Origin of the sequence: Bacillus sp. ISL-39, from assembly GCF_018613295.1 — a bacterium.
Lineage (GTDB): Bacteria > Bacillota > Bacilli > Bacillales > Cytobacillaceae > Mesobacillus.
Window position 1 is genome coordinate 22,752 of record NZ_JAGGQM010000032.1, and the last position, 6,000, is coordinate 28,751.

Consider the following 6,000-nt stretch of genomic DNA (forward strand, 5'->3'; position numbering starts at 1 on the left):
TTAATATTTAAAATTACTCTTTATAAGCTTTATACCAATGGTGTGGTTGTATTTCTTTTAATGTTTTATAATCCAGATTTCCACTTGAATTAGTTACAGCTGCTTTTACATTTTCCCCCCAGTAAAAAAGTCTTTCTTGACATACGCCACAAGGAGTTAAAACTGTAAATTCAGCATTTTCGTCTTCTCTTACAACACAAATAGTATGTGTGACCTTAGTATTTTGTTTATGTGCTTCAAGGATAGCACCTGTTTCAATACACAAATCAGTTGAAGCATTGATAACATCTGGTGATACACTTGTTAAGATTTGACCATCTTCTGTATACATTGCTGCTGCTCCGCCCCAACCAGTAGCATATCTTTTTTCTATTAAATCTATTGCAGCTTGATAAAGTTCTTGTTCAATGTTCATTTTCTTATTCCCCCAATTGTTTCGCTCTAATATCCTTACTTAATTCACTTTCTTGCACTATCCTGCCCCTTTAGTTCATTAACGGTCAGGAATGAATACGACTTTATATTGAGAACCTAATTCTTCCTTTACCTTTTCGGTGAGACGTTCCCCAATTAAATTGTGCTCATTCACTGAGATTTCCTTATATTGACCAGTCCATTGATCTAATTCGGCTTTAAGATCTTCTGATAACGGAAAATCTTCAATATCAATATTCCAGCCACATTGGTTGCACCAAGTCGCATCTGCCACAAAATCAGCTTCGATTTTAAATGAATTTGTATATTCACATTTACAAAGTTTTTTTAACATTAATAATCAGCTCCTAAATTTGAAGAGTTCTTCAACTGCCCCGTTTGTTCAAAAAGAACTTTAACAAAAATGCGTTGATCCTTCTAGATAAACGCCGGTTACAAACCTCTATTTTTGTCGAGCCATTCTTCATTATTCCATTCGGCAGGCATTCCACCTAAATCTTGAAACTCGATTGTTGCATCATTTGATTGAACAAAGGCAAGTAATTTAATGTCTCTTCCAGTAGGAATTTCCACGAGTTGATTTGAACACTATTTAAAATATGGTACGCATCTTGTGGTGCCTTTTTGGCAAATAAATCATAGTTTCTAAAAACCAAGACAATTCCTTTTTCTTTCGGAACCATATTAGATAAACAATCATTAAAAGCATCCAAATTCTTTCCATAAAAGTCGGGGAAATCTAAGGTGGATCTTAAATCATTGTGGTAGTTGTTTATGTCCCACTCTGAACAATCAAGGGTATATATATCAAATCCTTCACCTGATATATCAGATATTAATTTATCTAATATTCCATTACTCCAAAATAGCTTAACAGAGCCATTTAAGAGAAGTTGTCTCCATAGTTCCATTTCATCACCCTATTATTTCCAAAAGATATCATACTGTTTTTAATCTAAATTATCATATAACCTTATTAAACTAAACTGCTTCGTTTGTTGAATAAGGAATTCAACAAAAAGGTGCCTCAATCCTTCCTGGATCAACGCACCCGTTAGTGCATTTCTTCACAATAATGGTTGGATAATGAAGTACCTAATTAGTTCACACAAATTCGCCACTTAAATCTCCAAAATGGCTTACATATTAAAAAGGATAAAGTGTTTCTGTTTTTAATAATTCACTTTTCTCATATAATCTAAGGCAAAATATTCGTCCTGTTTATTATAGGTTAGGTAATCCAGTTAATCGAATACTATATACCCATCTCATGCTCATGGGCTAATATAAATACTTGTTACGCCCGAGATTCGCTTAGAAGAACTATGTACAGCAAGGGTTAGGAATCTTGGATCTTGCTTACCTGGATGGGGGAAAGTTGGCTTACCTTAATAGAGAAGGAAAGAAAGGAAGGCAGCGTGCTCATATAATGAAACGGCTAATAGGTTGTCAATTATCCGGGATAAATTGGATAATCTTATAGGGTAGCATCAGGAAAATGCTGGGGACACCTCTAATAAAACATTGTAATTCCTCCATTTGATAAAAAAGCAAATGGAGGAATTGCAATATTATTTTTTCCTTAGATATTCTATTGTTTTTTATTATTCATACGTTCTTCTAATCTAGTCAATGTAGAATAAAATAATGCCACTAACACTGACAACGTTATGAACATAAAAAATGTATTCAGGTTAAAATATTGGTTGTTTACATGAATTGATAAACCAGATGTAATATCATGTAAATATTGTGAATCTACAAAACCATCCTTTGCAATTAGTGCGTTTTTTATAACTTCCTGATAATCAACTAATTCATTTTTTTGATAAATAAAGGCGACAATCAAGTGTATAACAATTACAACCATACCAGCAATTAAAAATTTTATTTGGAATATGTAAAAATTAAGAACTCGAACCCATAAAATAACCAACAAGAAAAATATCGGAAATAATGTCAAAGCAATCAGAAGAGCTGGATTTCCGTTTCCAGAAGTGGTTCCCGGACTAACTGTCATTCTATTCATTATAAAAAAAAGTAATAAAGTTAGTAAGCTAAGAAAAAGAAGTGTTATCTTTGTTTTCCTCACACTTCAATTCACCTCTTCCTTATTTCCTCACAGAAATTTTTATTGAAAATCCATGTAACCAAAATCAAAGTCTTGTACAAGATTTCCCCAGTCAAAATTTTTCGGACTTGAAACACTGCCATCCGGATCTACATAAGTAACCATTAAATTACCTAAATCACTGCCATTTAAATACCAACCTGAACCCACTACAAAGTGGTATTTTAGGCCTTCGTCATTTTCTACATCATAGTGAAATCTTATCGCAACAGGGTGAGCGTTTGAAATTGCATTTCTATATTTTAAACTATTAGTGTACGAATCAGAAGAAGGGTTAGTAACTTTTAATGGATACCAGTAAGAGGTAGCAGTTTCCCTTATATGTTTGGTCGTACCATTAAGCCAATCATCAAGAGTAGCTCCGTAGATTCCCCAAAATGAACTGTTCATATCATATCTTAAGTGATTAATTGTTGTTGCCTTTGAACCAAAATAAGCATCGTCACGAATCCCTGTAAATCCTCGTATATCATGATAGTAATTCATGATCATTGCTGCAGAAGTTGGTCCACATGCAGACCATGGGTCGACGACGCCAGACATACGCTGATACCATCGCGGAACATCTAAATAAACGCTGTTATTGGAAGTAGTTGTAATAGTATTTTCTGATGTATTGGATTCACTAGTATATAACAGTTCATCCCACAAAGTACTTCTTTTTGACTGTTTTTTAAAAGGTTGTAACTGTTCTGTTTCTAATGCAAGTTGTAATTCATCATATTCTTCTAATTTTCTTACTATGTAACTAATTTCCTCAGTTAATTCTTGAAGTTTTTTATTTAATGATGAAGGATTTTTTGAATTCTTGATCACTTCTTCAAGGTTCTTTTTTTCCTCAACTTTCTCAGTCTTTATTTTTTTTATTTTATCTTCTTCAATTTTACTGTTTTCTAAGTCCCTTTTATTATCCTCTTCAAACTTTTGTTTTATTTCTTCAATGTTGTTCGCAAAAAAAATATTATTAAGACCAATATAATAAGCTTTTTTATCTCCTTTTTCTTCAAAATTAATTGAATAAGGAGCATTAATACTATATTCCATAATAGGATTTAAAGTATCAACTGCTGTTACAATATAATAGCCATTCGTATCCTCAATTGTAAAGAAATAGGCAAGGAGGGAATCGTCAACGTCAAATAGCTTTTCTTTTAAAATTACTTCCCCATGTGTATAGTTTCTTTTTGATATATAGTTTTCCAATGCTCTTTTAGCTTCAAATTCGTTTATTTTATTTGAATAATAAACAACTTCATTATCAAAACTTTCACTTGTTTCTGCAAATACCCCTATTGGAATCATTGACAAAGATGTTGTTAGAAGACAAGCAATAAGCTTTTTTCTAATCATTTTACACCTTCCCTTTACAATTTTTGTAATCATAGTATGATTATACATTTATTTACAGATTAATAATATAAATTTTTTGAAAATTTCCGTATGGACAATTTCAGTTTAGAACAGGCCTCCGTGACTTATTTTCAACCAGAACGTGTTTGTTACCAGCCAAGCATTGGGTATGTTAATATCCCAAATTTGGCCAATTGATAACAGGAGACTTTCGCTCCTTAAGATTCTAAACCTTAAATGCTGCTTCACCTAACTGTCTACGCTTAAAGACTAAAGTTACATAGTCAAAACTTGCTACAAGCAAATGGCTAGTTTTTACTTGACCTGAATCCATGATATGACCTGGGCTTTTCCACACGAAGAAGAAATCTGTCATTTCCTTTCGAGTAGCCACTTATCAAAAATTCTATTTCGCCTTGTTCATTTTCCCTATTTATTATTTCTTTACAAACATCTTTTTCTTTCCCTGTTTTGTGATTAATTCGAGTGTTGGATTTTTAATTTCCTTAGTTTCTCCATCCAATTCATACTGAAAATTCATCTTTCTAACCTCCATAACCTCATATATAAAGGTTTTTTCAAAATCATTTTAATAAAATCCTTGTTGAACTAACCTGCTTCGTTACTTTAATAAGAAAAGGTGCAACACTGAACACTTTTATGTTTAACAAGTACACTCAACATGTTATTGAACTGAGTAATAAAAGCACTAGACAAAAATCTAGTGCTTTAATTTTGATATTTATTGTTGAAGAGAACGTGCCATAAAGACAGAAAACTGAGCGCGAGTAATAGACTCGTACGGACGGAAAGTGCCATCCGCATACCCGTCTACAATTCCATTATGATAAGCGATGATAACAAAATCTCCTGACAGCTGACTTGAGGATACATCTGTGAATGGATTTTTGGGGTACGGCTGCTGATCAGAAGGAGCAATACCAGACCTTATTAAATGGACGGTTGCATCCCCTCTCTTTACGGGTTCATGTGGTCTATATGTACCATCACCGTATCCAGTAAGAGCATCAATCTTTTCTAATTCATGAATGTAGCCTGAGCCGGTCACGCTAGCTGGTACGTCCGGGAATCTGGTATCAACTGGCTGTTCCCCAGGTAATCCCTTTGCGCGTCCTATCATTATAGCAGCTTGAGCTCGAGTTACAATTTCATTCGGCCTAAACGTATCGTCTGCATATCCACCGATAATTCCCTTTTGAACTAAGTACTCCATTTCCTCTTCAGCCCAGTGATTTTTAATGTCACTGAAGGAGCTGGCATCTGCTTTTCCATTGAATAATAAGAGACTACAAAATAACATACCGGTTAACATTAATAGGGTTATCTTTTTCATTAGATCATCTCCGTTTCCATTTTATTTCCATCATCTACTTTATCATGACAGAACTATTTTGGTAATGAATTAACAGAAAATGAATCTAAAGTTATGATATATTAGTTCAATTCACCTATAAAGTACAGAATTAGCCAATCGCTAATGTCATATATTTTTCTTTCTTCAACTCACCTGCTTCGTTTGTTTAATAAGGAATTCAATAAAAAGGTGCATGATCCTTTCTGAATCAACGCACACGTTAGTTTAAGTGAAAACCTTCACTAACCTTCTTAGTAAAATATGAAAGGATCGTCAGATGACGATCCTTTCATTAACTCACAAATGTGTATCCCTGCCCTCTAAATAAAGATGGCATCATATTATTCACACGTTTTCCAACGTCCTATTGCCACAAATATGGCCAGTGCAAGAAAAATAATATTCATCCCGATTGCCTGATTTTCTTTTCTTTTAGCATGAAACCCAGCTGCTAAGATCATAACTAGCCCAAGTCCAAGAGAAGCAACCGCTGGACAGAGCTGAATACCAAATTTTCCACTCATTATATTTAATAAATCCAAAGTGAAAAGATAGCAATTCAAATCCATTGAACTGGCTGGCAATTGTTCCGTACACTGGCATTTCATCAAGTTCTTTGTCAAAAAACATGTGGCTGCGCTGGTACTGCTTCTGCACCTGGCGCTTAGCGTCCTCCGAACCTTTTCGCTCAAATTTATTGATGACAATC

The 6,000-nt window shown here is 33.9% G+C and carries 7 protein-coding genes; all 7 read right to left on the reverse strand.

Translation table 11 applies throughout. The annotated features are described in order from the left end of the window. Window positions 1–13: 13 nt before the first annotated feature. The 7 genes from J7E37_RS20615 to J7E37_RS22670 all read right to left on the reverse strand — a co-directional run bounded on the left by J7E37_RS20615 (window position 14) and on the right by J7E37_RS22670 (window position 5,899). On the reverse strand, window positions 14–415 hold the full coding sequence (locus tag J7E37_RS20615; protein WP_215026766.1) for a cytidine deaminase: 402 nt from the start codon (window positions 413–415) through the stop codon (window positions 14–16). 78 nt (window positions 416–493) lie between these two features. Then, a complete protein-coding gene (locus J7E37_RS20620; RefSeq protein WP_215026769.1) occupies window positions 494–769 on the reverse strand; it encodes a hypothetical protein in 276 nt (91 codons plus the stop codon). A 157-nt stretch (window positions 770–926) separates the two neighbouring features. Continuing rightward, window positions 927–1,346 carry a barstar family protein gene (locus J7E37_RS20625; RefSeq protein ID WP_215026772.1) on the reverse strand — a complete coding sequence of 140 codons (420 nt, stop codon included), beginning with the start codon at window positions 1,344–1,346 and terminating at the stop codon, window positions 927–929. A gap of 680 nt (window positions 1,347–2,026) precedes the next feature. Further along, window positions 2,027–2,527: a hypothetical protein gene (locus J7E37_RS20630; RefSeq protein ID WP_215026775.1), complete on the reverse strand. Its 501-nt coding sequence runs from the start codon at window positions 2,525–2,527 to the stop codon at window positions 2,027–2,029. Window positions 2,528–2,566: 39 nt separating this feature from the next. After that, on the reverse strand, window positions 2,567–3,916 hold the full coding sequence (locus J7E37_RS20635; protein WP_215026777.1) for a C39 family peptidase: 1,350 nt from the start codon (window positions 3,914–3,916) through the stop codon (window positions 2,567–2,569). A gap of 742 nt (window positions 3,917–4,658) precedes the next feature. After that, window positions 4,659–5,270: an S-layer homology domain-containing protein gene (locus J7E37_RS20640; RefSeq protein WP_353050053.1), complete on the reverse strand. Its 612-nt coding sequence runs from the start codon at window positions 5,268–5,270 to the stop codon at window positions 4,659–4,661. 362 nt (window positions 5,271–5,632) lie between these two features. Next, window positions 5,633–5,899: a DoxX family protein gene (locus J7E37_RS22670; protein WP_483297228.1), complete on the reverse strand. Its 267-nt coding sequence runs from the start codon at window positions 5,897–5,899 to the stop codon at window positions 5,633–5,635. Window positions 5,900–6,000: the final 101 nt, after the last annotated feature.

What these genes read in the sequence shown, in the direction of transcription:
- J7E37_RS20615 (WP_215026766.1), bottom strand. Translation starts at nt 415, where the DNA reads ATGAACATTGAACAAGAACTTTATCAAGCTGCAATAGATTTAATAGAA.
- J7E37_RS20620 (WP_215026769.1), bottom strand. Translation starts at nt 769, where the DNA reads ATGTTAAAAAAACTTTGTAAATGTGAATATACAAATTCATTTAAAATC.
- J7E37_RS20625 (WP_215026772.1), bottom strand. Translation starts at nt 1,346, where the DNA reads ATGGAACTATGGAGACAACTTCTCTTAAATGGCTCTGTTAAGCTATTT.
- J7E37_RS20635 (WP_215026777.1), bottom strand. Translation starts at nt 3,916, where the DNA reads ATGATTAGAAAAAAGCTTATTGCTTGTCTTCTAACAACATCTTTGTCA.
- J7E37_RS20640 (WP_353050053.1), bottom strand. Translation starts at nt 5,270, where the DNA reads ATGAAAAAGATAACCCTATTAATGTTAACCGGTATGTTATTTTGTAGT.
- J7E37_RS22670 (WP_483297228.1), bottom strand. Translation starts at nt 5,899, where the DNA reads ATGAAATGCCAGTGTACGGAACAATTGCCAGCCAGTTCAATGGATTTG.